General features: G+C 57.5%; 17 protein-coding genes. 8 read left to right on the top strand and 9 right to left on the bottom strand.

Annotation, left to right across the window (positions count from 1 at the left end):
- Nucleotides 1-56 precede the first annotated feature (56 nt).
- From FY034_RS14960 to pelG, 8 genes are read left to right on the top strand one after another with little or no spacing between them, the layout of a single operon-like run.
- On the top strand, nucleotides 57-2,816 hold the full coding sequence (locus FY034_RS14960; RefSeq protein ID WP_265551934.1) for a bifunctional glycoside hydrolase 114/ polysaccharide deacetylase family protein: 2,760 nt from the start codon (nucleotides 57-59) through the stop codon (nucleotides 2,814-2,816).
- Nucleotides 2,791-3,681, top strand: a complete 891-nt coding sequence (locus tag FY034_RS14955) for a hypothetical protein (RefSeq protein WP_265551932.1) — start codon at nucleotides 2,791-2,793, stop codon at nucleotides 3,679-3,681. Before FY034_RS14960 ends, FY034_RS14955 begins: the two co-directional genes overlap by 26 nt.
- Entirely contained in the window at nucleotides 3,678-6,506 is a 2,829-nt protein-coding gene (locus FY034_RS14950) for a tetratricopeptide repeat protein (RefSeq protein WP_265551930.1), read from the top strand. Before FY034_RS14955 ends, FY034_RS14950 begins: the two co-directional genes overlap by 4 nt.
- A 28-nt stretch (nucleotides 6,507-6,534) precedes the next feature.
- A complete protein-coding gene (locus FY034_RS14945; RefSeq protein WP_265551928.1) occupies nucleotides 6,535-7,056 on the top strand; it encodes a penicillin-binding protein activator LpoB in 522 nt (173 codons plus the stop codon).
- A 1-nt stretch (nucleotide 7,057) separates the two neighbouring features.
- Complete coding sequence (locus FY034_RS14940) at nucleotides 7,058-8,371, top strand: PelD GGDEF domain-containing protein (RefSeq protein WP_265551926.1); 1,314 nt, start codon at nucleotides 7,058-7,060, stop codon at nucleotides 8,369-8,371.
- Nucleotides 8,368-9,363, top strand: a complete 996-nt coding sequence (locus FY034_RS14935) for a tetratricopeptide repeat protein (RefSeq protein ID WP_265551924.1) — start codon at nucleotides 8,368-8,370, stop codon at nucleotides 9,361-9,363. Before FY034_RS14940 ends, FY034_RS14935 begins: the two co-directional genes overlap by 4 nt.
- Nucleotides 9,363-10,880, top strand: coding sequence for a GT4 family glycosyltransferase PelF (gene pelF / locus FY034_RS14930; protein ID WP_265551923.1), 1,518 nt, complete (start codon nucleotides 9,363-9,365; stop codon nucleotides 10,878-10,880). Before FY034_RS14935 ends, pelF begins: the two co-directional genes overlap by 1 nt.
- Nucleotides 10,880-12,250, top strand: coding sequence for an exopolysaccharide Pel transporter PelG (gene pelG / locus FY034_RS14925; protein WP_265551920.1), 1,371 nt, complete (start codon nucleotides 10,880-10,882; stop codon nucleotides 12,248-12,250). The genes pelF and pelG overlap by 1 nt, the downstream gene beginning before the upstream one ends.
- 192 nt (nucleotides 12,251-12,442) lie before the next feature.
- On the opposite strand, the gene rimO is transcribed toward pelG, so the two are convergent.
- From rimO to FY034_RS14880, 9 genes are all read right to left on the bottom strand, one after another.
- Nucleotides 12,443-13,783, bottom strand: coding sequence for a 30S ribosomal protein S12 methylthiotransferase RimO (gene rimO / locus FY034_RS14920; protein ID WP_416222766.1), 1,341 nt, complete (start codon nucleotides 13,781-13,783; stop codon nucleotides 12,443-12,445).
- Between the two features lie 34 nt (nucleotides 13,784-13,817).
- Nucleotides 13,818-16,373: a DEAD/DEAH box helicase gene (locus FY034_RS14915; RefSeq protein WP_265551916.1), complete on the bottom strand. Its 2,556-nt coding sequence runs from the start codon at nucleotides 16,371-16,373 to the stop codon at nucleotides 13,818-13,820.
- Nucleotides 16,370-17,956, bottom strand: a complete 1,587-nt coding sequence (locus FY034_RS14910) for a site-specific DNA-methyltransferase (RefSeq protein ID WP_265551914.1) — start codon at nucleotides 17,954-17,956, stop codon at nucleotides 16,370-16,372. The genes FY034_RS14915 and FY034_RS14910 overlap by 4 nt, the downstream gene beginning before the upstream one ends.
- Before the next feature lie 67 nt (nucleotides 17,957-18,023).
- Nucleotides 18,024-18,308, bottom strand: coding sequence for a hypothetical protein (locus FY034_RS14905; protein ID WP_265551912.1), 285 nt, complete (start codon nucleotides 18,306-18,308; stop codon nucleotides 18,024-18,026).
- Nucleotides 18,298-19,362 carry a hypothetical protein gene (locus FY034_RS14900; RefSeq protein WP_265551911.1) on the bottom strand — a complete coding sequence of 355 codons (1,065 nt, stop codon included), beginning with the start codon at nucleotides 19,360-19,362 and terminating at the stop codon, nucleotides 18,298-18,300. The genes FY034_RS14905 and FY034_RS14900 overlap by 11 nt, the downstream gene beginning before the upstream one ends.
- 170 nt (nucleotides 19,363-19,532) lie before the next feature.
- Nucleotides 19,533-20,018, bottom strand: a complete 486-nt coding sequence (locus FY034_RS14895; RefSeq protein WP_265551909.1) for a YajQ family cyclic di-GMP-binding protein — start codon at nucleotides 20,016-20,018, stop codon at nucleotides 19,533-19,535.
- 10 nt (nucleotides 20,019-20,028) lie between these two features.
- Nucleotides 20,029-20,742 carry a LolA family protein gene (locus FY034_RS14890; protein WP_265551907.1) on the bottom strand — a complete coding sequence of 238 codons (714 nt, stop codon included), beginning with the start codon at nucleotides 20,740-20,742 and terminating at the stop codon, nucleotides 20,029-20,031.
- 3 nt (nucleotides 20,743-20,745) lie between these two features.
- Complete coding sequence (locus FY034_RS14885) at nucleotides 20,746-22,377, bottom strand: chemotaxis protein CheA (protein ID WP_265551905.1); 1,632 nt, start codon at nucleotides 22,375-22,377, stop codon at nucleotides 20,746-20,748.
- A 2-nt stretch (nucleotides 22,378-22,379) separates the two neighbouring features.
- Nucleotides 22,380-22,745 (bottom strand): response regulator, encoded by a 366-nt coding sequence (locus FY034_RS14880; protein WP_265551903.1) that lies wholly within the window; start codon nucleotides 22,743-22,745, stop codon nucleotides 22,380-22,382.
- Nucleotide 22,746 lies beyond the last annotated feature (1 nt).

Raw genomic sequence — 22,746 nt, 5'->3', positions numbered from 1 at the left:
TTTGCTTTGTGTTAAGAAGTAATCGGTTCAACCAATAGTATCCTGAGGTTATTTCTATGCAACGTCTGTCCGCAATACTCCTGCTGGTGCTGCTGGTGTATGCCATACCGGCTGTGACAGATGCGGTTGCTGCCGCTGATCAGTTCAGCGTGGCCTTTTTCTATGCCGATAACCCGCCATTGGATGAACTGCAGGCCTTTGATCTGGTGGTGGTTGACCCTGATGCTGCCGGCAGTACCCCGGCTGCGTACAGCACAAAACTCAGCACGCTGTTTGCCTACATAAGCGTGGGAGAAGCCGATCCCCATCGCCGTTACTACACTAGTATCAAACCGTCCTGGTTGATTGGTGAAAACCGGGCCTGGAAAAGCAAGCTGGTTGACCTGGCCAACCCTGCCTGGCGGAGATTTTTTCTGGATCAGGTTGTGGAGCCGCTCTGGGCAGCCGGCTACCGTGGTTTCTTTCTGGATACCCTTGACTCGTATCAACTGGTGCAGGACAAAAAGCGCCATCCTGCCCTTGAGGCCGGGTTGGTTGAGATTATCCGCAGTATCAAAAAACGGCATCCCGAGGCCCGCCTGATTATGAACCGCGGTTTTGAGGTGCTGGGGCGTGTCAGGGATGTCGCCTTTGCGGTCGCTGCAGAGTCACTTTTCCGGAACTTTGATCCAGCCACCGGCAGCTATGGTGAAGTGAACGAACATGACCGCCAGTGGCTGCTGGGAAAATTTGCCGAGGTGCGCCAGGCAGGACTTCCGGTGATCGTGATCGACTACGTTGCTCCGGCAGAGCGTGATCTGGCCCGTAGGACTGCAGAGAAGATCAGGAAGGCCGGCTTTATACCCTGGGTGACCGACAAGGATCTGGCGTCGTTGGGGGTAGGAACCGTAGAGGTGCTGCCGCGCAAGATCCTGGGCTTGTATGACGGCAGTGAGGGGGCTGATCCGATCTACACCAACCTGCAGCGTTTTGTGGTTATGCCGCTGAACTACCTGGGCTATCAGGTTGAGCTGGTTGATATGCGTCAGCCGTTACCGGAGGGGCAGCTTGCGGGACGCTATGCCGGGGTGGTGGTCTGGCCCAACTCGGACAGTTCCGGCAGCAAGAGCAACCTGCTGCAATGGATTCTGCGTCAGAAGGATCTCAAGCTGCCGCTGGTCTTTCTGGATCGTTTCGGTGTGCCGCCCCAGCAGTTTGCCCAGGCTATGGGAGGAACGCTGCGTGTCGGCAGTGCCACCGGCAAAGGGCTTAAGGTCATGCAGCAGGATGCCCTGATGGGGGTTGAGGCGCCCGTCATGCCGTCCGTGGGACAGCCGCTGGCGCTTCACTTTCCCGGGAGCGAGGTGCTGTTGGCTGTGGGTGATGGCCGACAGGTGGCCAGTGAGGCGGTTGCAATAACTCCTTGGGGAGGATACGCCCTGGAACCCTACGTGCTGAACGAGCTGATCAATGAGCGCGAACGCTGGGTGATCAATCCCTTTGACTTTTTCAGAAAGGCCCTGCGCCTTGCAAACAGCCCCGTACCGGACACCACCACCGAAAACGGGGTGCGTCTGCTGTTGTCCCATATCGATGCAGACGGCTTTGAAAGCAGGGTTGAGCGTCCCGGTGGACCGCTGGCAGTAACCGAACTGCGGGAGCGTATCCTGAAAAAATACCGGATACCGACCACCTATTCCGTGATCACCAGCACCTTGGGCGATCATGGCCTGAACCCCCAACAAGCTCCGGCATTGCAGGCTGAGGCCCGCGAGATCTTCGCGTTGCCCTGGATTGAGGCGGGGAGCCACACCTTTTCCCACCCCTTTTACTGGCAGAATACTGACGTAGCCAAACAGGGCTACACCGCCCAGTATTTGCCCATTCCCGGTTACAGCTTTCAGCTTGAATCAGAGATTGCCGGTTCGGCGGCCTTTATCAATCAGGCCCTGCTGCCTCCCGGCAAGAAAACCCGCCTGCTTCAGTGGTCTGGAGACTGTGCGCCCGGAGGCGATGCCCTGGCTGCCACCTATCGTGCCGGGCTGGGCAATATTAATGGCGGCGATACAATGATAACAGAATCAAACAGGTCGATTACGGCTGTTGCACCGCTGGGCGTGGCAAAAAATGGCTGGTTCCAGGTCTTTGCCCCCAATCAGAACGAAAATGTCTATACCAATCTCTGGACCGGTCCCTTTTACGGTTACCGTCGCGTGATTGAAACCTTCAAGCTGACTGACAGTCCACGCAGACTAAAGCCGATTAACATCTATTATCACACCTATTCGGTGACCAAGGAGGCCTCCCGGCGGGCGCTGGAGGATGTCTATGACTGGGCCTTGGCCCAGAAACCCCATGCAATCTTTGCCTCTGAGTATGTCAATAAGGTGCTTGATTTCAACCGCACCGTGGTTGCCCGTTCCGGCAACGGCTGGTTGATCCGGAACAATGGTGACCTGCGTCAGCTGCGGTTGCCGGTCAGCGCCGGTTACCCTGATCTAGCTGCCAGCCGCGGGGTGCTCGGCTTCTCTGATCACCATGACCAGCGTTACATCCATCTGGCGCCCGGCAAAGAGGCGTTTCTGGTGCTGACGGATAAGCGCCCCGGACGGAGCTGGCTGGCAGCAGCGGCTGCCACTATCGACCGCTTTGAGTGGACCTCCAGCGGCATGCGTCTGGCGGTGACCGCCCATGCCGAAGGGTATCTCAGGTTTGGGGCTGCCGATGGTTGCCGCTTGGTGTCCAATGGCCGCCCGGCGGCAGTACAACGGGATGCGGAACAACTCATCCTCCCGCTGAAAACAGGGACCTATGGCCTGGAACTGGTCTGTAAATAGGCAGCAGAATCAGCGTGAGCGCTTTGCCGGACCAGCCGCCATTGCCGGTCTTGTCGGGGCAGGGCTGCTGCTGCTGGTTGTGCTCTATCCGGAAAAAAGCCTGCTCAGACTGCTTGAGGCGCCGAATGTGACCAGCCCGGCCCAGCAACGCTATCTTGAGGCACTGATACATCTGCGCACCGGAGATCCCAATCTGGTCATCATCCTGGCGCGTAGTTACCTGGCTGCAGGGTGCACGGAAAAGGCACTCAAGGTGCTGGAACACCGGCGCGGCGTGTTAACCGGAGAACAGGCAAAGACTGTCATGCAGCTCTACTACGAGGCCCGGCGGCAGCAACTGGAGCTGATGCTGCCCGATGAGCCGGGTTGGAAAGCTGCACAGCAGCAATATGCGGCCCAGGTTGAGCAGCTGAGGCAGGCCGGGGCCACACCGAAGGAGCTGGTGCGCTGCCTGGCTGATGCCCGGGCACTTGGCGACAAACTGACCGTGGACCGGCTGGAGGCGTTGCTGGGGGCGGCTGCCGATCACGGCGCAGCTCCGGCGGTTGAGGCTGCGGCCTCTGCTGCCCTGGCCAAGGGAGATTATCGTGGCGCCGCAGAATTTTATTTCAAGGGGATGCAGTCTTCCGCCGGTTTGAGTCAGAAACGGGTCTACTTTCTGGCTGGTGTGCGTACCCTGCAGTCGGGCAACCTGCTGGCTGAGGCGTTGGCGGCAGCCGAACGGCATCTTGATGCGGGGCTGGCGCATGATCGCCAGAGCTTGTTGTATCTGACCAGACTTTCACTGGCAGCAAACCGTCCCGACCTTGCCCAGAAATATGTCCGGCGAGCCCTGGGGCTGCCGTCCGGGGCGAAGGAACCATGAAAACCGCTACGGCCAGGATACTTGCAGCCGGGCTGCTGCTTGGACAGACAAGCGGGGCGTATGCCCTGGCTGAGCCGTCGCAGTACTCCATCCCGGAGATCAGGGCCATCTTTGAGCAGGAACTGTTTGAACTGGCCCATACGGTCTTTCTGGCAAACGGAAATCTCAAGGAGGCCTTGGCGGTTACCCAGCGTGCGGTAAAGGCCCGGCCCGGTGATCCGGTCTGGCGGAAAAAGGCTGCCCAGACGGCAGAGTGGGCCGGTCGGCCCGATCTGGCCCTGGAACAGTGGTTTTATCTGGCCCGGCAGGGAAATCACGAGGCCCGTCAGTCTGTGCTGCGTCTCTCCCGCGGGCTGCAGGAGTTTCCGCTGCGCAAACAGCTGCTTGAACAGACAATCCGTGAGGGAAACGCTGACCCTGCCCTGCAGCGGGAATATCTTGCTGTGGCCGAGGGGATGGGGCTGCCGCAGGATGCCTATGCACTGCTGGCCTCGGGAGATCTGGGGAGTTTTGACCCGGTCTGGCGCCTGACGGAGGAGGCCCGGCTGGCCGAGCAGCTGGGACAGCCGGCAGATGCGCTACAGGCATGGGAAAAACGGGCTGCACTCAAGCCGCTCGATGTTGATGAATCGTTGAAACTGGCCTCGTTATGGTATGGTCAGTCTGACGTGATACACGCCTGGCAGGTGCTAAAGCAAGCGGCCGCGACCGCTCCGGCGGGCGCTGTGACGTTCTGGCGAACCTACGCGGACCTGGCCTGGGCTGTTCAGGAAACAGCGTCCTCAGCCAGGGCGTCTGAGCAGCTGATTGCCACGGGGCAGGCCATTGCCGTGGATTACCAGCGACTGCTGGAGCTGTACAGCGGATCGGACCCCCGGCGGGCATACGGCTATGCCCTGGCCGGCTGGCAGCGTTTCCATACCCCGCTATACTGGTATGCCATGGCAGATACCGGTCTGCGCAGCGGTAAGGCCAAGGCACTGGCCCTGTTTCTGAAAAACCTGGGGGCTGAAGAGCGCGGTCTGCTTGCCCGTGATGCCCGTTCCTGGATGGCCATGGCCCAGGTCTACCGTCAGACCGGTAATCCTGTCGCCAGTCTGACGGCCGCACGGGTTGCCGCACGTCTGGCAGCAGGTGATGCCGACCTGCTTGCGGCCTACCTCTGGATGCTGGTGGACCTGAAGCAGGTGGCTGAATTGCGGCCGCTGGTGCGGGAGTGGGAGGCGCGGATTGGCACATTGCCTGCCCTGCGTGAACCGCTGGCAGCCGCCATGGTGCTGCTGGGTGATACTCCCCGGGCGTTACGGCACTATCAGATCCTGGCAGCGCAGCATCAGGCAGACCCGGCCTGGTTGGCCTCCTTTGCCGATCTCCTGGAGCAGGCTGGCCGGCAGGAGGTTGCCTGGACGGTCAGGCGCCGGGCTTACCGGCTGCTGCATCAGCAGATCCAGAACGATCTGACGCTTGCCGATGCCCGGACCCTGCGCTTGACCCAGGCCCAGTTGTTGCTGCATTTGGCCCCGGGTGATCCCCTTTCAGCCCGCATCAGACGGATTGCAGAAGGTGAACGGGATAATTTTGCCAATGAGCTGATTCTCGGCTGGGCCATGACCACCGGTCAGACCGATCTGGCCCGGCTCTGGTACTGGAAGAGTTTTGCCCGGGCCGTAACCCGGCCTGAATGGGCCCGGTTGGGACTGGCCCTGGAAGAGAACGACCGGGACACCATGGCGGAGCTGCTTGACCGCAAACTGGAACAGCTGCCCTACCGTGACGCAATTGAAGCGGCGCAGCGATCAGGTAGTATCCCGCTGGCTCAAGAGCATGCCTGGCAGCGCCTGCAACTGAACCGTGAGGACAATCTGGTGGATGCCCAGGTGCGGCAACTGTTCGGCCTCCGCCCCGGTTACCTCGCCACGGGGTTGAAGTTGCAGGATCAATCCGGTGTCGGTTGGGCAGAGTCACGGCTGACGCTGGCACAACCGGTCAGCGGTCGCTACAGCCTGAAGGCGGAACTGACCGAGCGGCAGTTCAGCCTGCTGAAGAGTAACGCGTTGGGCGCCCTGCCGGACCATGATCTCAGCGCCAGCCTGACCCTTACCCGCCAGCATGAGCGGGGACAGCTGGCCCTGACGCTGGGGGGGCGTGATGGTGGTCTGGACAGCTTTGTCACCGCCTCCCTTGCAGGAAACTGGCAGCCCTGGCGTGACCTGCAGCTGGCAGCCGGTCTGGAGCTGAACGGCAGGGCCGACGAAACCGCGGCGCTTTCTGTCGGGGGCACCCGCGATCGTCTGCGTCTGACCGCTCTTGGTACGCCGACTCCAGCAGTTTCGTTTGCCCTGGAGCTGGCTGCAGCGCGTTTTCATGATCAGGCGGGACACTATCTGGGGCAGGGGCAGTCAGCGGAGCTTGACGTAAGACACCAGTTTACCCGCGCCTGGCCCGATTACGGGGTGCGCCTGTTTGGCGGCTATACCAGCTATACGGCAGATGGCAGCGTCAGCAACAGGTCGGCAATGCTCGTGCCGGCCACTGCCAGCCCGACTGCGGCGTTTTTTGTACCGGCCAGTTTTGGACATCTGGGGGCGGGTCTGTTCCTTGGACAGGCCTGGAAAAGCAGCTATAGCCGCGACTGGAAGCCGTTTGCAGAGGCAGATTTTGATTGGAACAGCAACTCCGGGGCCGGTTTCAGCTATGGGGCAGGCCTGGTGGGGCCGGTCTTTGGTCTTGATCAGCTGATGTTTGAAGTGACGCAGGGCAGCGGCAAGTTCGGCAGCACAGACCTGACCACTACCATCGGCGTCAACTATCGGTATTTTTACTAAGTTCTATGCTGGCTATGAGGAGGAAACCATGAAACGTGTCGTGCCTGTTCTGGTGGGACTAATGATGCTTGCCGGTTGTACTACCCTGCATCAGGGGATGCGGGAGGCAGTGCCGCAGGCGGAAACCTGGGCGGTCATCCCGTTTGTGAACAATACGGAGACCCCCTTTGCCGCAGAGCGGGCTGAGGCGATTGCTACCGCGCTGCTCTATGCCCGTGGGATCCAGCGGGTGGTAACAGCGCCCCAGGACCCGGCGGCAGATGCCGAGGCACTGCCGGACCGGGGGCTGAAGCGGCGGCAGGAGGGGCTTGCCTGGGCCAAAAAGCAGAACATTCGCTATGCCCTGCAAGGAACAATAACGGAGTGGCGCTACAAGGTCGGGCTTGACGGAGAGCCGGTGGCCGGTATGACCCTGCAGCTGGTTGACCTGCGGGATGACAAGGTGCTCTGGAGCGGCAGTTCAGGAAAAAGCGGCTGGAGCCGGGAGGCGGTCAGTGCCGTTGCGCAGCAGGTGTTGGAGAACCTGATTAAGACAATAGAGCTGCGCTAGTATGACCCCGTTAAACGGCATAACCTCCCGTTTCCCGCAGCTGGCGCCGTGGCTGGAGACCCTGGTGCTGACCCTGCTGGTGCCGGCGCTGGGCTGCCTGCTGAGCAAAGACGACCCGTTTTTTGTGCAGTCAGCGTTTCCCTGGCTCTGGTTCGGTCCGCTGCTGGTGGCCCTGCGTTACGGCATTGCCCCGGCACTCAGTTCGGTCTCGTCCCTGGTGGTGCTCTGGTTTGTGTTCTCCCTGACAGGCCTGCTCAAGGGGGCGTTCCCGCTGCATTTCATGCTTGGCGGAGCCCTGCTGTCCCTGATTGCCGGTCAATTCAGCTCGGTCTGGACAACCCGTCTCAGGCGTTCTGACCAGCTTTCCCGTCATGCCTCCGAACGTTTTCAGCAGCTGTCGCGGGCCTACTTCATGGTTCGCCATTCCCATGACCGGCTTGAGCAGAACCTGGTCAGCCGTCCGGTCACCCTGCGGCAGGCCATGATGGAGCTGCGCCGGCTGCTGGTTGAGAGAGGCGGAGAGGTCAGCAATGAATTGGCCGGTGAGCTGATGGTGATTCTGGCCCACTACTGCTCACTATCAAGCGCCGCCATCTATGCCGTGCGCCATGGGGTGCCTGATCCCGTACCGCTGGCACAGTGCGGCCAGGGGGCCTCCTACCGGCCGGATGATCTGTTGCTGCGCTCTGCCCTGGAGTCGGGCACCACGGCATATCAGGCGGCCAACCGGCTTGGCGATGGTCAGCACAGCAGTTATCTGGTGGCGGCACCGCTTCGCACCAGCAGCGGACGGATGCTGGGGGTTTTGCTGGTCAGTGATATGCCCTTTATGGCGCTGCATCGTGAAACTCTGCAGATCCTCGGCGTCTTGCTGGCCTACGCGGCTGATCATGTGGAGGCCGCCACTATCGCCAAACGTCTGATAGCGGTGTACCCCGATTGTCCGACCGTCTTTGGAGCTGAACTGGTCAAGATGACCCGTTTGAGGCGTGACCTTGATATTGTGAGTACTGTGGTGGTGATCAATTTGCAACCGGGACCGCGGCTTGATGAGTTGTGCCAGGTGCTGGAACGGCAGCAGCGTGGCCTGGATCACGGCTGGCGGAGGGATCTGGGCTGGTGTGTGCAGTTTGTGACCCTGATGCCGTTCACCGGCCCGGCCGCCCTGGAAGGGTACCAGGCCCGCCTGAACGAGGTCCTGCGCAAGCAGTTCAGCATGACGCTGCAGAGCGTGGGGATTACCATAAAATACGCGGTCCTGTCCGGCGATGAACCGCTTGTGCAACTGGCAAACCTGTTGACGGAGGATCTATGAACAGCCTGAAACTGCTCATCTATGGCCTCTGCAGTGAGCAATCAGCCCTGCTGGCGGTCTTTGGTTCGCAACCGGTCTGGCAACGGGTACTGCTGTTTCTTGCCGGGCATCTGATTGCGTCCTCACTCTTTTCGCTGCTGCTCGCCATCAGTTTTCCCAAACGCTTTGTTGCGCTGCGCCGGGGCCTGTTAGGGCTGTTCTTCTGTTTCAACTTCTTTGTGCCTGCCTTCGGCGCGGTCGGAACCCTGCTGATTCTTCTGTACTTCAGGATGTTTTTATCAAACGAGGAACGGGCCGAGTTCTCCAATGTACCCTTACCCCCCTTCCAGGCAGAATCTGCCGACCTGGGGTCCGGTATGGGTGAGGGGGGGGCCTGGTCCCGTCTGCGCACGGCCGGTCTGCCCCGTGAGCTGCGTTTGAAGGCCCTGCTGTCAGTGGGGGCGAGTGGCGGACATAACTCCAGCCGGCTGCTGCAGCATGCCACCGGCGACAGTGACGATGAAATCCGGCTCTTGGCCTTCAACCTCTATGAACGCCAGGAACAGAAGATTCAACAGACCATTTCCGCCTCACTGGAAGAGCTGAAGCAGGCCAAAACAGCAGCGGTTAAGGCCTCGGTCTGCCGTAATCTGGCCTTCTCATACTGGGAGATGGTCTACAGCGCACTGGCACAGGATGACCTGCGCGATTTCTTTGTGGAACAGGCCGCCAAGTATGCCGCACAGGCGCTGCAGTTGAACAGCAGAAACCCGGCGTTGCTCATCCTGATGGTCAGGATTCATCTGCAGAAACGTGACTATCTCCTGGCAGATGAGGCGATCCAAACCGCCCTTGCAGCGGGTGCTGATCCGCTCAAACTGCTGCCGTATCAGGCTGAACTGGCATTTTATGCCCGGGACTTTCAGGGGGTGAGGGCCTTTCTGATGCAGGATGCCACGGTCCGCTTCAGGCCGGGCATCGGTCCGGTGGCTCAGTTCTGGGGAGCACGCTAATGGCTGACAACAGGCTGCCGAAGGCACAAAAGGTTGATGTCATGCTGCTGCTGGAGGGGACCTTTCCCTACGTCAGCGGCGGGGTCTCCAGCTGGGTCAATCAGATTATCAGGGGCTTTCCCGAACTTGAGTTCGGGGCGGTGTTTATCGGCAGCAGCTCCGATGAATATGACGGTATCAAGTATGAGCTGCCGTCAAACCTGAAACACCTGCAGGTCCACTACCTGCATGATGAACATACCACCCCGCCGATAACGCCCTGCAGCGGTGATGCCCAGGGGTTTGAGACCCTGAAACGGCTGCACGGCTGGTTCGCCAATCCTCACCCGGATGGCCTGCCTGCCGAGCTGAAGCAGGCCTCGTTCTACCTGAATGCCAAAGGTGGCGTGGACTATTCGCAGTTCCTTTATTCCCGCCGTTCATGGGAGTACATCTGTGAACTGTATAGCGCCCAGTGTACCGACCCCTCCTTTGTGGACTATTTCTGGAGCGTGCGTAACATGCATGCCCCGATCTGGCAACTGGCCGCCATAGCCGGCAGCCTGATCCCTGCCCGGGTCTACCACACCGTATCCACCGGTTATGCCGGATTTCTCGGAGGATTACTGCACCACCATACCGGCCGCCCCCTGCTTTTGTCAGAGCACGGCATTTACACCAAGGAACGCCGGATCGATATCTTTAACAACGAGTGGATTCAGGATAACCGTAATGCCCTGCAACGCGATCCCACCGAGATCAGTTACTTCCGGGATCTCTGGATCAGGTTTTTTGAGACCCTGGGGCGGTTTTGCTATGATGCCTCCGGGCGGATCGTGTCGTTGTACGAAGGGGTCCGCCAGCGCCAGATCAGCGACGGTGCCCTGCCTGAAAAGATCAGTGTCGTGCCTAACGGCATCGATGTGGCCCGTTTTGCGCCGCTACGCGCCACACGGCCGGCAAAGCCCCCTCTGGTGCTGGCGCTGCTGGGCAGGGTGGTGCCGATCAAGGATGTCAAGACCTACATCCGCGCGATCCGTATCCTGGTCAGCCATATCCCGGAACTGGAGGGCTGGGTGGTCGGGCCGGACGGTGAGGATCCGGAATACGCCGCAGAATGCCGGGCCCTGGCCCAGAGTCTCGAGATCGCGGACCGGGTCCGTTTTACCGGCTTCATGAATCCGGTGGAGCTGTTTCCCCAGATCGGTCTGCTGGTGCTTTCCTCCATCAGCGAAGGGTTGCCGCTGGTGGCGTTGGAGGGATTTGCGGCCGGCGTGCCGCTGGTCTCCACCGATGTCGGTTCCTGCCGTCAGCTGGTGGAAGGAGTGGGAGAGGAGGACCAGGCGCTGGGGGTGGCCGGTGGCATTGTGCCGATCAACAGCCCTCAGGCCCTTGCAGAGGCCTGCCGCAGGCTGATCGGGGACCAGGAAGCCTGGGACAGGGCCAGTCAGGCCGGTATCAACCGGGTTGAAAAGCTGTACACCCAGCAGCAGATGTTTGAACGTTACCGGGCGTTGTACCAGGAGGCATTGAGCTGATGGCAGGCATCGGTTTTGAACTGCGCAAATTGATGAAGGGGGACAGCTACAGCTCGCTGTTGATGGCCTATGCCTATGCCGGCATCATCAGCTCCGGTCCCTGGATCCTCTCGATCATTGCGGTCCTGCTGATCGGTGTCATCTCGCTGCCGGTGGTCATTCCGGCGCTGCTGGTCTCCAAATTCCAGACCGTGGTAACCTATCTGATCGCCTTCAGCCTGATCCTGACCGGCCTGGTCCAGCTGGCCTTCACCCGCTATTCGGCGGACCGGATCTTTGAAAAAGAACACTACAGGCTGCTGCCGAACCTGAACGGCCTGTTGCTGGTGGTCATTGTTGTCAGCGGCGTGCTCTCCTACCCGATCGGACTGCTGGAGTTTCCCCAGCAAAGCCTGTTCTTCCGGCTGCTGTTTGCGGCGACCTTTGTCGTGCTCTGCTGTGTCTGGGTCACGGCGATCCTGCTTTCCGGACTCAAGGCCTACAAGGCGATCCTGATCAACTTTGCCCTGGGCTATGGCTCTGCCCTGCTGTTGGCCTTCCTGCTGCGTCACGGCAACCTGGAAGGGCTTTTGCTGGCCTTTCTGGCCGGTCAGTTTATTCTGCTGCTGGGAATGTTCTGGGTGCTCTTCCGGGAGTATCCCTCCAGGGTTTTTATTGAATTTGACTTTCTGGGGGGCGGGCGGATGTATCGCTCCCTGATGCTGACCGGTCTGTTCTATAACCTGGGAATCTGGATCGACAAGTTTATCTTCTGGTTTCACCCGTTGACCGGTTCGATCGTAATCGGACCTTTGCGGGCCTCACTGGTCTATGACCTGCCGGTTTTCCTGGCCTACCTTGCGATCATTCCCGGTATGGCGGTTTTCCTGGTCCGGATGGAGACGGACTTTGTGGAGTACTATGACCGCTTTTACGACGCGGTTCGCGAGGGGGGCTCACTCTCCTACATCCGGGAGATGAAGGATGAAATGGTGCGGGTTGCCCGTGAAGGGCTCTATGACATCATCAAGATTCAGGCCATCGCCACCATTGTTGTCATCGTGGCCGGGCGGCAACTGCTGCTGTGGGCCAGGATTTCAGAAATCCACCTGCCGCTGCTCTCCGTCCAGGTGGTGGCAACCGGTTTTCAGGTGGTACTGCTGGGGCTTCTGAACGTCTTTTTCTATCTGGATAAACGTAACCGGGTTCTGCTGCTGACCGCGCTGTTCACGGTGCTGAATCTGGCGTTTACCCTGATTTCAATCCGGCTGGGGCCCTTCTACTACGGCTACGGTTTTGCATTGGCCCTGATGATGACCATCGCGGTCGGTATGGCCTTGCTGGATAACGATCTGGATAAGCTGGAGTACGAGACCTTCATGTTGCAGTGAAGTTCATTTCAAGGCGTTCTCTTTGCTGGCATGTCATCGGCTCCTAACGTACTGCGTGTACGCCTGCGTCGCCGAACTCCTCGTCGCCTTGGCAGCATCCTTGATCTGGAAATGGGGTGAGATTTTGTCGGGTAGGAAAGGGGTCCTGCGCACCCTGGCCGTGCGTACAGGACCCCTGGAACAACAGTCAAGCTACTCTTCGATCATCTCGGCCACCAGATCATAGTCTGATGAATCAACGATCTTGCAGGCCACAATGTCGCCGATCTCGGCATGGCCGGAGGTGATGTAGACCTGCCCGTCAATGTCCGGTGCCTGACGGCTGGTTCTGCCTTTCAGTAATAGTTCAGTCTCTTCGCTATAGCCTTCCACAATCACCTGCTCAATTTGCCCCACCATGGCCCGGTTGCGGCGGAAGGAGACCCGTGCCTGGGCCTTCATCAGCTTGCGGTGCCGCTCCCGTTTGACCCGCTCGGATATCTGGTCAGGCATCTCGGCTGCCGGTGTGCCTTCTTCCTTTGAATAACAGAAGACACCCAGGCGATCAAACTGGGCCTTTTCCACGAACTGGGTCAGGTTGAGAAAATCATCCACCGTTTCACCGGGAAAGCCGACGATCAGGGAGGTGCGCAGGGTGATGCCGGGGATCTCGCTGCGCAGGCGTGTGATCAGGGTCCGGATCTGCTCTTCGCTGCTGCGGCGTTTCATCCGTTGCAGGACGTTATCGCTGATATGCTGGATCGGGATATCCAGATAGTTGCAGAGTTTCGGTTCGGTCTTGAACAGCTCGATCAGCTCGTCGCTGATGCCGTCGGGATAGGCATACAGGAGTCTGATCCATTTCAGGTCCTCGATTGCTGCCAGGCGCCGGATCAATCCGGCAAGGCTGCTGGTGTCATCCATGTCACTGCCGTAGCGGGTGATATCCTGGGAGACCAGGATCAGTTCTCGCACGCCGCCCTTGACCAGCCGCTCTGCCTCGGCCACCAGGGCCTCGACGGGGCGTGAGCGGTACGGGCCGCGCAGTGACGGGATCACGCAGTAGGTACAGCAGTTTGAGCAGCCCTCGCCAATCTTCAGGTAGGCGTACCAGCCGGGTGATGAATTCAGACGCGGCAGGCTCTCGTCGTAGATATAGTTGGGGTCGCCAACATACTTAATCTGACCCTCCTGGGCCTGGTGCTCAGTCAGGATCTCAGCAATCCGGGGATAGTCGCCGGTGCCGATCAGGATGTCCACCTCGGGCAGCTCATGGGCCAGCTCTTCCTGGTAACGCTGGGGCAGGCATCCGGCCACCACCAAGGTCTTGCACTTGCCATCCTGCTTGCGGTCAGCCAGATCAAGGATGGCGTCGACACTTTCCTCCCGAGCCTCCTTGATGAAGGAACAGGTGTTGACGATGATGACGTCGGCCTCTTTTTCATCCATGGTGATTTCATAGCCCTGTTTTGCCAGAACCCCCAGCATCACCTCGGCATCCACCAGGTTTTTGGGGCAGCCCAGGCTGACCATACTTACTTTTTGTTTTGTCATTGCTTCCTCTTGCATTGCCGGTAAACCGGTTTGTTTATTCCTTTGATTTCTCGCGGATTGCTTCCCAATCCTTACCTTTCGGCATTATAAAAAGGCACTGTCCATTACTTCGCTTTTCCCAGAGTTCTCCAAGCTGACGCTTTTCAAGGTTCTCGCGAAGTTCCCAGTCGCGACTGTTTTTGTACTCCACTGCCAGAATCTTACCATTATCCAGTTGGCAGAGAAAATCAGGATAGAAACGGTCAGTGCCGGTCTGAAGTGAAAACGAGGTACGCTTACATTCCACATTGCGGACCCAGAAGGTGACACCTTCAAGTTGAGTTGCCAGAAAAAGGGCGCATTCGAACTCTTCGCCATCACCCTTCAAGTTGCCGATTTGCGGGAAAAAGTGTTTAGGTAACTCGGTAAAACCACAGTAAATAGAATCGTAGGCGTAGCGGCCTTGTTCAAAAATCACCTGACTCCGATCATTCACGGCAAAGTCTTCAACGGCAAACAGAAGCGACTGATGCACCTGTTGCATGGCTTGCTTTTTTGCCTCGTTGATCTTGGTCTCCAGCGCATTGCGCAGGCGGAACTTTGCGTAGGCCAACTCTTCAAGGGTAAACCCACTTGCTAGCAGCCAGTCAATAGCCCTGTTCAAAAATGCGGATTTTTCATCCGGCAGCAGGGTCTGATCGTAGATATTACGCTCCAGCCAGGAAACAAGTTGTACCTGATTCCAGCCGGAATGGTACTCAAATAGCGGTGTCTCTGCCACAGTTTCAGTGAATGGGGTGAATTTTACCTTCTCTTTTTCCAGCGACATTACTCCGCCCTGTGGTTTTTGGCTGGAGGTGCTGAATGACGTAAGCTCACTGGAGTAGTCCAGTAGGCTCCAGTCGCCTTGTAGCAGGTGGGTCGCCTCAAACGGTTCCCATAGATCGCCTTGGCGGTACTGAAGCTGGGGAACGGAGAAGCGCACCCCGCTTTCCGCAGGTGATTTTGTCGGAACGGTACGGGGAGAGCGCAGCCGGGTAATGGCCTCGCGCACGGCCTGCTTGCCTGCTGGCGTCTGAAAGACCTCCTGTAAGGCCTTTACCTGAGGCTCACTAAAAGAACCCTTCAGAGTGATGGAGCCATTCTCGGGGGTGATTTCGATCTTTTTCGCAAGGGTTTCCGGTATTGCTTCCGGTTCAGGCAACTCAGGTGTGCTGTAGGTGATGCTGTGTTGGTGACTGAACAGGTCATCGGTCTGGGGATCGTCCGGTATGTTTATCAGATCCTTTGTCTCTTGACGCTCAAAACCGTTACGTACCAGACCATCTTTGAGGCTTTCAACCGTTGCGGCAAAGTTGGTAGAGGTCAGGTAGGCATAGGCCATATTCAGTTCCGGGTGCTGCCGCCGCTCGGCGTAGGGCATACGCAAAATCCGACCCAATACCTGCTCTGCGGCTGTGGCGGAGCTGGTGTTGCGCAACGAACAGAGTACATAGGCAAAAGGGCAATCCCAGCCTTCACGCAGTTTGTCCACGGTAATGATGAAGCGCAATTTGCAGGTGTCGGACAGAATGTCTTTGCCTGATATTTCGTCATTAAGGCCGGTGGCCTCGGCAATTTCATCTGGCGGGATGTTAAAATCCTCCAACAGCGCTTTTCTTACCCGTTCCGGCACCAATGTTTCATGGTTTGTATCCTTGCGTTCTGCCTGAATCAGCATGATTGGTCGCAGATAGGTCGGTTCCGATGCTGCGTGCTGCTGTAACTGGTCCAGGCAGGCGATAGCATCCCGCAGAGCATCAAGCCAGTTGGGGCGTTGCACCAGGTTCAGCGGCATCTTGATCATATCTTCTGAATGGAGCACAGAAGCCGACACGCTATACAGTACGTTACTGGGCTGATAGGTTCGGTCAGGCGTTGCCGTCAGCTCCAGTATGGCACAGGGTTCAAAGCGGGACAGGGTTTCAAAGGCTAGCGGTGTCCCCTGGTTATGGGCCTCATCAACAATGAGAAACGGCCTTCTAAGCCGTAGCACATCTACCAGTGAACCATTGCCCCGCTGTACCGGGTCGGTCACTCCCCTGAAATGCTCCATCAGGCTGCCGTTCTGCTTATAGACGCTCAGGCGTCCGGTTTCTTCCTGCTTAAAGGCCTGCATGGTGGCAACGATGATCACGTTGGAACCGTCCAGCAGGTGGGGAGTCATGCGTAACGCCTCTTCAATATCCAGCACCGCGAAGTCACCCAACACAGACGACATGGACTGCCGCAAGAGAGAGTTGGGGTTGCGCAAGGCCTTCAAGGTCTGTTCGCGGATCGGCTCCGACGGCACCAGCCAGAGAGTCAGGCTGAACGGTGTCTGTAACAGACTGCGGTTGATCCGTTCAATCGACATTCCGGCCACCAATGTCTTGCCTCCGCCGGTGGGAATGCGCAGACAGACATAGGGGACCTGTTCAAGGGTGCGCAGTGGCCGGTAGAGCAGCGCCATATTGCGCCATTCCTGGGTGGTTGCGGCGTAGCTCTCGCGGGGGCAACCGGTTTCATTGCAGCGCTTGAGGAACTTTTCCAGCCAGTTCAGGGCATCACTTTGGTAGCTTTTGAGAATCATGCCGCCCCCAGCTTGAGTTTATAGGGTAACTGTTTAAAGGTGATTCCTTCACGCCGTAGACGTTCTGCATCAATCCGGCAGGCGGTGCCATAGATGATTTTGGGGCCTTCGTGCTCGGGCAGCAGCGAAAGCAGGGCCGTGGTCAGCACATTGCCGCCTTTGATGGTCTTGTCTTTAAGGATGCCGTTATAGAGCAGATAGATAGCGGTGCCGTTGTGGATGCCCAGCAATACTGAATCTGTTTTTGCATCGTGGGTTAGCGGTTCGCCGGTTTCGGAGAAGTAGACATGCCGGGCCAGATCGGCAAAGGAAACCGTCGTGCGTATGTTGCCCCGCTCGTCGAAAAGCGGCTCGCTCAGCTCGCAGAAACGAAAACCGCCGCCCAGTGCGGGAACATCTCCATACCCCAAAGCTACCCGCGAAAGGCGCTGCGCGGTGATATTTTGGCAAATTTTGTTGTCCATCTCAATCAGGATGAACCGGCGATTGCCACCATCAGCGGTATTCTGGGCAAGCACGGCATGACCAGTTGTGCCGCTTCCAGCAAAAGAGTCGAGAACCAAGCAGTCTGGCGGTGCACAATAGGAAATGATTCTCTGAACTAGAGCTAGCGGCTTGGGAAATGCAAAAAGGCGTTCATCGAGAATTTCATCAAGTTCCCGCGCTCCCGATTGAGTCTTGAACTCAGGCCAGAAGCTTGACGCTGGCATTCGTTCTTGTGTCTCCGAGAGAAAACGCTTTTTGCGCGGCCAGCCAGTTTGTGGATTGGGTGGCCACCAAATACGATCTTCAGACAATAACTGTTCATAACCAGCCCTGTCTGTTATCCAGCCTTTGGCTGGATCTGGTTTCCATATGTTGTTCGTCCCAGGTTGCTCCATATCATAGTTGTGAAGATTTGGACGTTCCGAGGCTGTTGCTTTTCCCTTGAGAGGGTCGGTAACATACGGCCCTCTTGGGTCGTTATCCGGGTTTCGAAAGTCTGACCTGTCAATTACACGACCTTGAATTTTAGCTGTTTCTGATTTGCCGTAGACGAAAATATGTTCGTGATCAGGTGATAGACGAGTTTTGATCCTGTTATCAGTGTTTCTTGTATTCCAAGCAATAGTTGCAAGTCGATTCCTAAATCCAAAAATTTCATCTAGCAGCAATCGTAAGTGGCCAGCTTCGACATCGTCCAAAGAAACAAGGATGACGCCATCCTCAGATAGGAACTCACGCAACAATGACAAACGCGGATACATCATGCACAGCCACTTGTCATGCCGCGATAGGTCTTCGGCTTCCTTGCCAACCGCTCTTCCCAGCCATTCCCGCATTTCCGGGCTGTTGACGTTGTCGTTGTACACCCAGCCTTCGTTGCCGGTGTTGTAGGGAGGATCGATATAAATGCACTTGACCTGACCGGCGTAATAGGGCAGCAGGGCCTTGAGCGCCACCAGGTTGTCCCCCTGCACCAGCAGGTTGCCGCTGCCGGGGTCGCCTACCGACAGTTCATCATTGCATTTAAGCAGATGAAACGGTACCTCGCGGTGATGGTTGACAACGGCCTTCTTTCCTATCCAGTCAAGGGTGGGCATGTTTCTCCTTTATACGAAAAGGCCGCCCATGGTTGAGCGGCCCAGATGATTCGGCAGGTTTGTGCTCTTACGCCAGGCCTTTGGCGGACAAGATGTTTTCGTACTTTTGCCGATCCATGGGGCAATCAACAAGATCGAGAAATTGAGGCTTTGTCAAATGACACTGTTTTGCCATTTTACCCAGCAGGTCATCGCCGATGCTTTTCATTTTGGGGGTGTGGCTGGTCTTGGTTTTAGCCGTGGTCTTCTTGCCAGTGGTAGAACGATAAACAAAATAGCTGTGATCCCCTTCTGAACGTTCAAACCCCTTACTTTCCAGCGAGGATTCAATACGACGGATATCACGCTGCACGCGGCACCTCGCGCACAGCAGCAAGAAGATTTTGTTTCAACCGGATTGCCGCGTCTGTCAGCTCTGCATCAGGGGCCTGTGCATAATCATCCCAAAGAAAGGCAATTTGCTCTTTTAGCTCTATATCCAGTTGATCGCGCGTATAAGCATAAACGTCGATACCAAGAGCTTGTTCCTCAAGGCAGTACAGTTGCTGGGTCTCATCAAGTTCCGGTGTCAACTCGAGCGGTTTCAAAAATTCGAATATTCTTCCGTTGTATTCAATGGATTGGAGGTAGAAGGGGGTAAGGTCAACCTCTTCAATGTTTCCGACATTGATAATTTTTTTAGGCAGGTCATTTTCATCCATAATGACCTCACCAGTAACCTGAATCAGTTCTCGGGGACGCTCAAGCAGCATTTCCTCCAACGCCTCGCAGTAGGTACACTCCAGCTCCCTATTGTTTGCCGGGTAGACAAGCTTGATTTTCCGGTCATCAAACTGAATCTCGGATAACCGACCGGTTACGGTGCGGAGTTGGCATTCCGGGTCGGCGGTGGTGGACAGGTAGGTTCTGCTGCGCTCGTGCAAGGTCTCTAAAGCAACTTTTAAAAGCCCCCCCGGCTGAGAGATTCCGGCCTTGATGCCGCTACCCTGAGCAGGCGACATGGAGCGGATCGCTTCAATAAACCGATCACGCCGACTATGGTCAGGAATGGTACCTGTTAAGCGGGAAGCGTCGCCTGTGGCAATAGATTCACAACAGGCTGAAAATAAACCGCCGACAGCCTCAACATCATCCAGGGCAAACAGTTCAACAGACGGATCACCAATTTCTACAGGGACAATATAACTGCCGGGTTTGGGCAAGGAGCAGAGCAGGGGATATTTTGCTTCAACAGATTTACTGATCCGTTCGCGCTGGCGTACAGATACATTTTCATGCTGCATGGCAAGCAGATGTACTGCGCGCTGCATGGCACTTAAAACCTGGCTTAGAGTCGCAACCGGCAGCATCTGGCCATCGGCAAAGCGTCCTTCAAAGCGTATTTCAAAGCGTCGTTTGTCGTTCATTGTTTTCTGGCCAATGTATCGATCTTCCCCAGTTGCCTAATAGTAACAGCCAGTTAAAAACTTAGGCGAAGCATGTTTCTATATACTCAAAATCTACCTGATGGCAAACACTTTATACCTGCTTCAGGTGTGATCACTTTGCCGGCGTCGGCAAAGTGATCTGAAGTCCCCTATTCCCTGAAGTTGGTGAACTGCATCTCAACATCAAGATCTTTGCCCTTCAGAAGCTGGATCGTGTCCTGCAGGTCATCACGGTTCTTGCCGGTGACCCGTACCTGATCATCCTGGATCTGGGCCTGGACCTTGAGTTTGCTTTCCTTGATCACGGCGATGATTTCTTTGCCCTTTTCCTTGGATATGCCCTGCTGGACCGAGATGATCTGGCGCACCATGCCGCCTGAGGCGGGCTCTATCTTGCCGTACTGCAACGCCTTGATGGAGATGTTGCGCTTCAGGAACTTGCTTTGCAGTACATCAATCACCGCCTTCAGCTTGTAATCATCTTCAGAGAGAACCTTGACGCTATCCTTTTCCTGGGTGATTTCGCTCTTGGAGCCCTTGAAGTCGTAGCGCTGACCGATTTCCTTGATGGCCTGATTGACGGCGTTGTCTACTTCCTGCATGTCTACTTTGGATACGATGTCGAACGACGGCATGTGCTTCCTCCTACGGTTTGATAATTTCGACGCCTTGCGGCACTTTAAAGGTGAATTTTGCGGCTGAGAGGCCACTGTTGGTCCGTATCCGGCTATAGCTGATCCGGGTTTCGGTGCCGCTCGCATCAACCACGGTTGATGCTACCACCGGGAACGACTCCTTTGCCTGGCCATCGGCCAGCATGGCATTGACCGCCTCTTCGTGGATGGTCAGGCGCAGGCGGGACAGGATCGGAGTCGGCTTGCGCGGGGTCAGTTCCAGCAGGTAGTTGCCCTGTTTGTCACGGCTCGGCTTGGCAAATGCGGCGTTGAAGTCCTTTGACACATTGCCCAGGCCGGTCAGGTAGGCCATGCCGATGCTGTTGCCCCCCTTCATCATCCCTTCCAGCGACGATACCAGCACCTGCCTGTTCTCCGGCTGATAGAACCAGACCTGTTTGCCATTGGAGATGATACTCTGCTTTGGCACGCTGTAGTCAAAGCGGAACTGGGCGGTGCCCTGTGGGGGACGTCGCAATGCCAGTTCGCCGTGTCCTTTCTGGGGCTTGGGAAATCCTGCCAGGGTGGTGGTCTGACTAAAGCTGGCCTGCAGGTCCTGCAGTGAGGCATAGCCTTGCTCAAGGGTAGCAATGACCTGTTGCAGGGTGGCTTCGGCTGCCAGGGCCGGGGTGGAGCTGCAGCAGAGTAGAACTGCAAGGATGCAGGTGCTGATAAGCTGTTTCATGGTTTAGTTCTCCGTATAGAGCCTGCCGACGCAGGCAGCTGGGTCAACAATAAAGACAATCTGGCCGTTGCCCAGCAGGCAGGAACCGGAGATGCCGCGCAGGTCTGTCAGGGGATGACGCAGGGGGCGGGTAAAGATTTCCTGCTGGCCCAGCAGACGATCCACCAGTAGGCCTATTGGTTGCTTGTTTGATTCTGTAAGTAATATCGGCAGTATTGCACTGTCTGACAAGGCTTCGCGCTGCCGGAAAAAACGGGGCAGATTGCGGATCGGTATCTCTACGCCGTCACGCAGCAGATACAGGTCGCGCCCTTTCTGGATAATCTCGTTGCGCTGTACCTCACAGGTGTTGGTAATGGCGCTGACCGGCACTGCCAGCAGCAGCTCTCCACAGGTTACCATCAGGGCGTGGATAATGGCTACGCTGATTGGCAACCGCAATGTGATGGTGGAACCGTGCCCCGGTGTTGAGTCAACCGTCAGGGTGCCCCCAATGGTCTGGATGGCGTTCTGAACCACATCCATCCCTACGCCACGACCGGAGATGTCGGTAATCCTGGGTGCCGTTGAAAACCCCGGGGTGCAGATCAGCAGCAGGGTCTCCTGCAGGGTCAGGGCGTCCGCCTGCGGTTTGGTTAGAAGTCCCTGACTGACCGCTTTCGAACGGATGCGCGCCGGGTCCATGCCCCGGCCGTCGTCACGGATCTCCAGCAGGATCTGATCAGCCTGGCGGCTGACGGCCAGCTGCAGATTGCCGGTTGCCGCCTTACCGGCGGCTATCCGTTCCGCCGGGGGCTCCAGCCCATGATCAACGGCATTTCGCAGCAGGTGCATCAGCGGCTCAATCATCTGTTCCAGCACCCCGCGGTCCAGTTCAATGCTGTCGCCTGTAATGCTGAAGCTGACCTCTTTACCGCTCTGGCGTGCCAGATCCCGCACCATACGGGGGTAGCGCTCGGCAATTGACCCAAACGGCAGCATCCTGGCCCGGAATACCTCGTTTTGCAGTTGACGCAGCAGGGATGATAGTTCCTTGAGCGGCTGCCCCATGCTGGCGGTATCGTTGCAGGCTGCCCGGTCTTCCAGGCTGTGGCGTACGGTCAGCAGTTCGCCTGAGATGGTGACCAGCCGGTCCAGCAATGCGGTTTTGATCCTGGTTATGCCGGTGCTGTCGCTGCTGCGGAAGGAACTGTCATCCGGCACGCTTGCCCGTACGGGAGGAGCGGCACTCCGCGCCGTGGCCTGCAGACTGTCCGCTGCAGCCGGTGTGTAGTTGCGGATCCGGTTGGCAAGGGCTTCCGTGTCAGGCAGTTCCCCCCCGTCTGCCACATGTGTCACCAGCTGCTCCAGGGTATCAATGGCGGCCAGCATCAGGTCTGCTGCACTGCGGGTGATGGTCAGGGAGCCGGAGCGAACCTTGTCCAGCAGGTCTTCCAGGGCATGGGCAAGGGTGGCGATGGGATCGAGCTGCATGGTTGCCGCCATCCCTTTCAGGGAGTGGGCATGGCGGAACAGTTCGTTGATGATATCGGATCCGGCAGCCCCTTCTTCGCAGCGTACGCTTAAAGAGCCGAGGGCAGTCAGATGCTCCCGTGCCTCACTGACAAACAGGTCACGGTAACGGGAGATATCCATGATTAAGCGGCTTCCAGCTGCCTGAGTACGGCGGCGACAGCTTCCTGGGTAAACGGCTTGTGCAGGTAGGCTGCAGCACCGTGTTGCAGGGCCTTGTGAATGGTCTGTTCCTGGCTGATGGACGAGCAGATGATGACCGCTGTGTCCGGCAGTCTGTGACGGATGTCGTCCAGGATATCGATGCCGTTGGCATCAGGCAGGATGATGTCAAGAAAGATCAGGTCCGGCGTGACCGCGTGCAGACAGCGCAACGCCTCAAGGCCGCTGGCCGCCTCGGCCAGGATCTGACAGCCGCAGTCTTCCAGCATGGTGCGTAAGACCGTGCGGATGAACAAGGCATCATCGACAATCATGGCGGTTTGCGGCATG

It is taken from the genome of Trichlorobacter lovleyi, from assembly GCF_015239775.1.
Taxonomy (GTDB): domain Bacteria; phylum Desulfobacterota; class Desulfuromonadia; order Geobacterales; family Pseudopelobacteraceae; genus Trichlorobacter; species Trichlorobacter lovleyi_B.
This window is presented reverse-complemented; position numbering and strand designations above follow the sequence as displayed.

Bases quoted from the DNA above. Each gene is read 5' to 3' on its own strand.
- FY034_RS14960 (WP_265551934.1), top strand. From the start codon at position 57: ATGCAACGTCTGTCCGCAATACTCCTGCTGGTGCTGCTGGTGTATGCC.
- FY034_RS14955 (WP_265551932.1), top strand. From the start codon at position 2,791: ATGGCCTGGAACTGGTCTGTAAATAGGCAGCAGAATCAGCGTGAGCGC.
- FY034_RS14950 (WP_265551930.1), top strand. From the start codon at position 3,678: ATGAAAACCGCTACGGCCAGGATACTTGCAGCCGGGCTGCTGCTTGGA.
- FY034_RS14945 (WP_265551928.1), top strand. From the start codon at position 6,535: ATGAAACGTGTCGTGCCTGTTCTGGTGGGACTAATGATGCTTGCCGGT.
- FY034_RS14940 (WP_265551926.1), top strand. From the start codon at position 7,058: ATGACCCCGTTAAACGGCATAACCTCCCGTTTCCCGCAGCTGGCGCCG.
- FY034_RS14935 (WP_265551924.1), top strand. From the start codon at position 8,368: ATGAACAGCCTGAAACTGCTCATCTATGGCCTCTGCAGTGAGCAATCA.
- pelF (WP_265551923.1), top strand. From the start codon at position 9,363: ATGGCTGACAACAGGCTGCCGAAGGCACAAAAGGTTGATGTCATGCTG.
- pelG (WP_265551920.1), top strand. From the start codon at position 10,880: ATGGCAGGCATCGGTTTTGAACTGCGCAAATTGATGAAGGGGGACAGC.
- rimO (WP_416222766.1), bottom strand. From the start codon at position 13,783: ATGACAAAACAAAAAGTAAGTATGGTCAGCCTGGGCTGCCCCAAAAAC.
- FY034_RS14915 (WP_265551916.1), bottom strand. From the start codon at position 16,373: ATGATTCTCAAAAGCTACCAAAGTGATGCCCTGAACTGGCTGGAAAAG.
- FY034_RS14910 (WP_265551914.1), bottom strand. From the start codon at position 17,956: ATGCCCACCCTTGACTGGATAGGAAAGAAGGCCGTTGTCAACCATCAC.
- FY034_RS14900 (WP_265551911.1), bottom strand. From the start codon at position 19,362: ATGAACGACAAACGACGCTTTGAAATACGCTTTGAAGGACGCTTTGCC.
- FY034_RS14895 (WP_265551909.1), bottom strand. From the start codon at position 20,018: ATGCCGTCGTTCGACATCGTATCCAAAGTAGACATGCAGGAAGTAGAC.
- FY034_RS14890 (WP_265551907.1), bottom strand. From the start codon at position 20,742: ATGAAACAGCTTATCAGCACCTGCATCCTTGCAGTTCTACTCTGCTGC.
- FY034_RS14885 (WP_265551905.1), bottom strand. From the start codon at position 22,377: ATGGATATCTCCCGTTACCGTGACCTGTTTGTCAGTGAGGCACGGGAG.
- FY034_RS14880 (WP_265551903.1), bottom strand. From the start codon at position 22,745: ATGCCGCAAACCGCCATGATTGTCGATGATGCCTTGTTCATCCGCACG.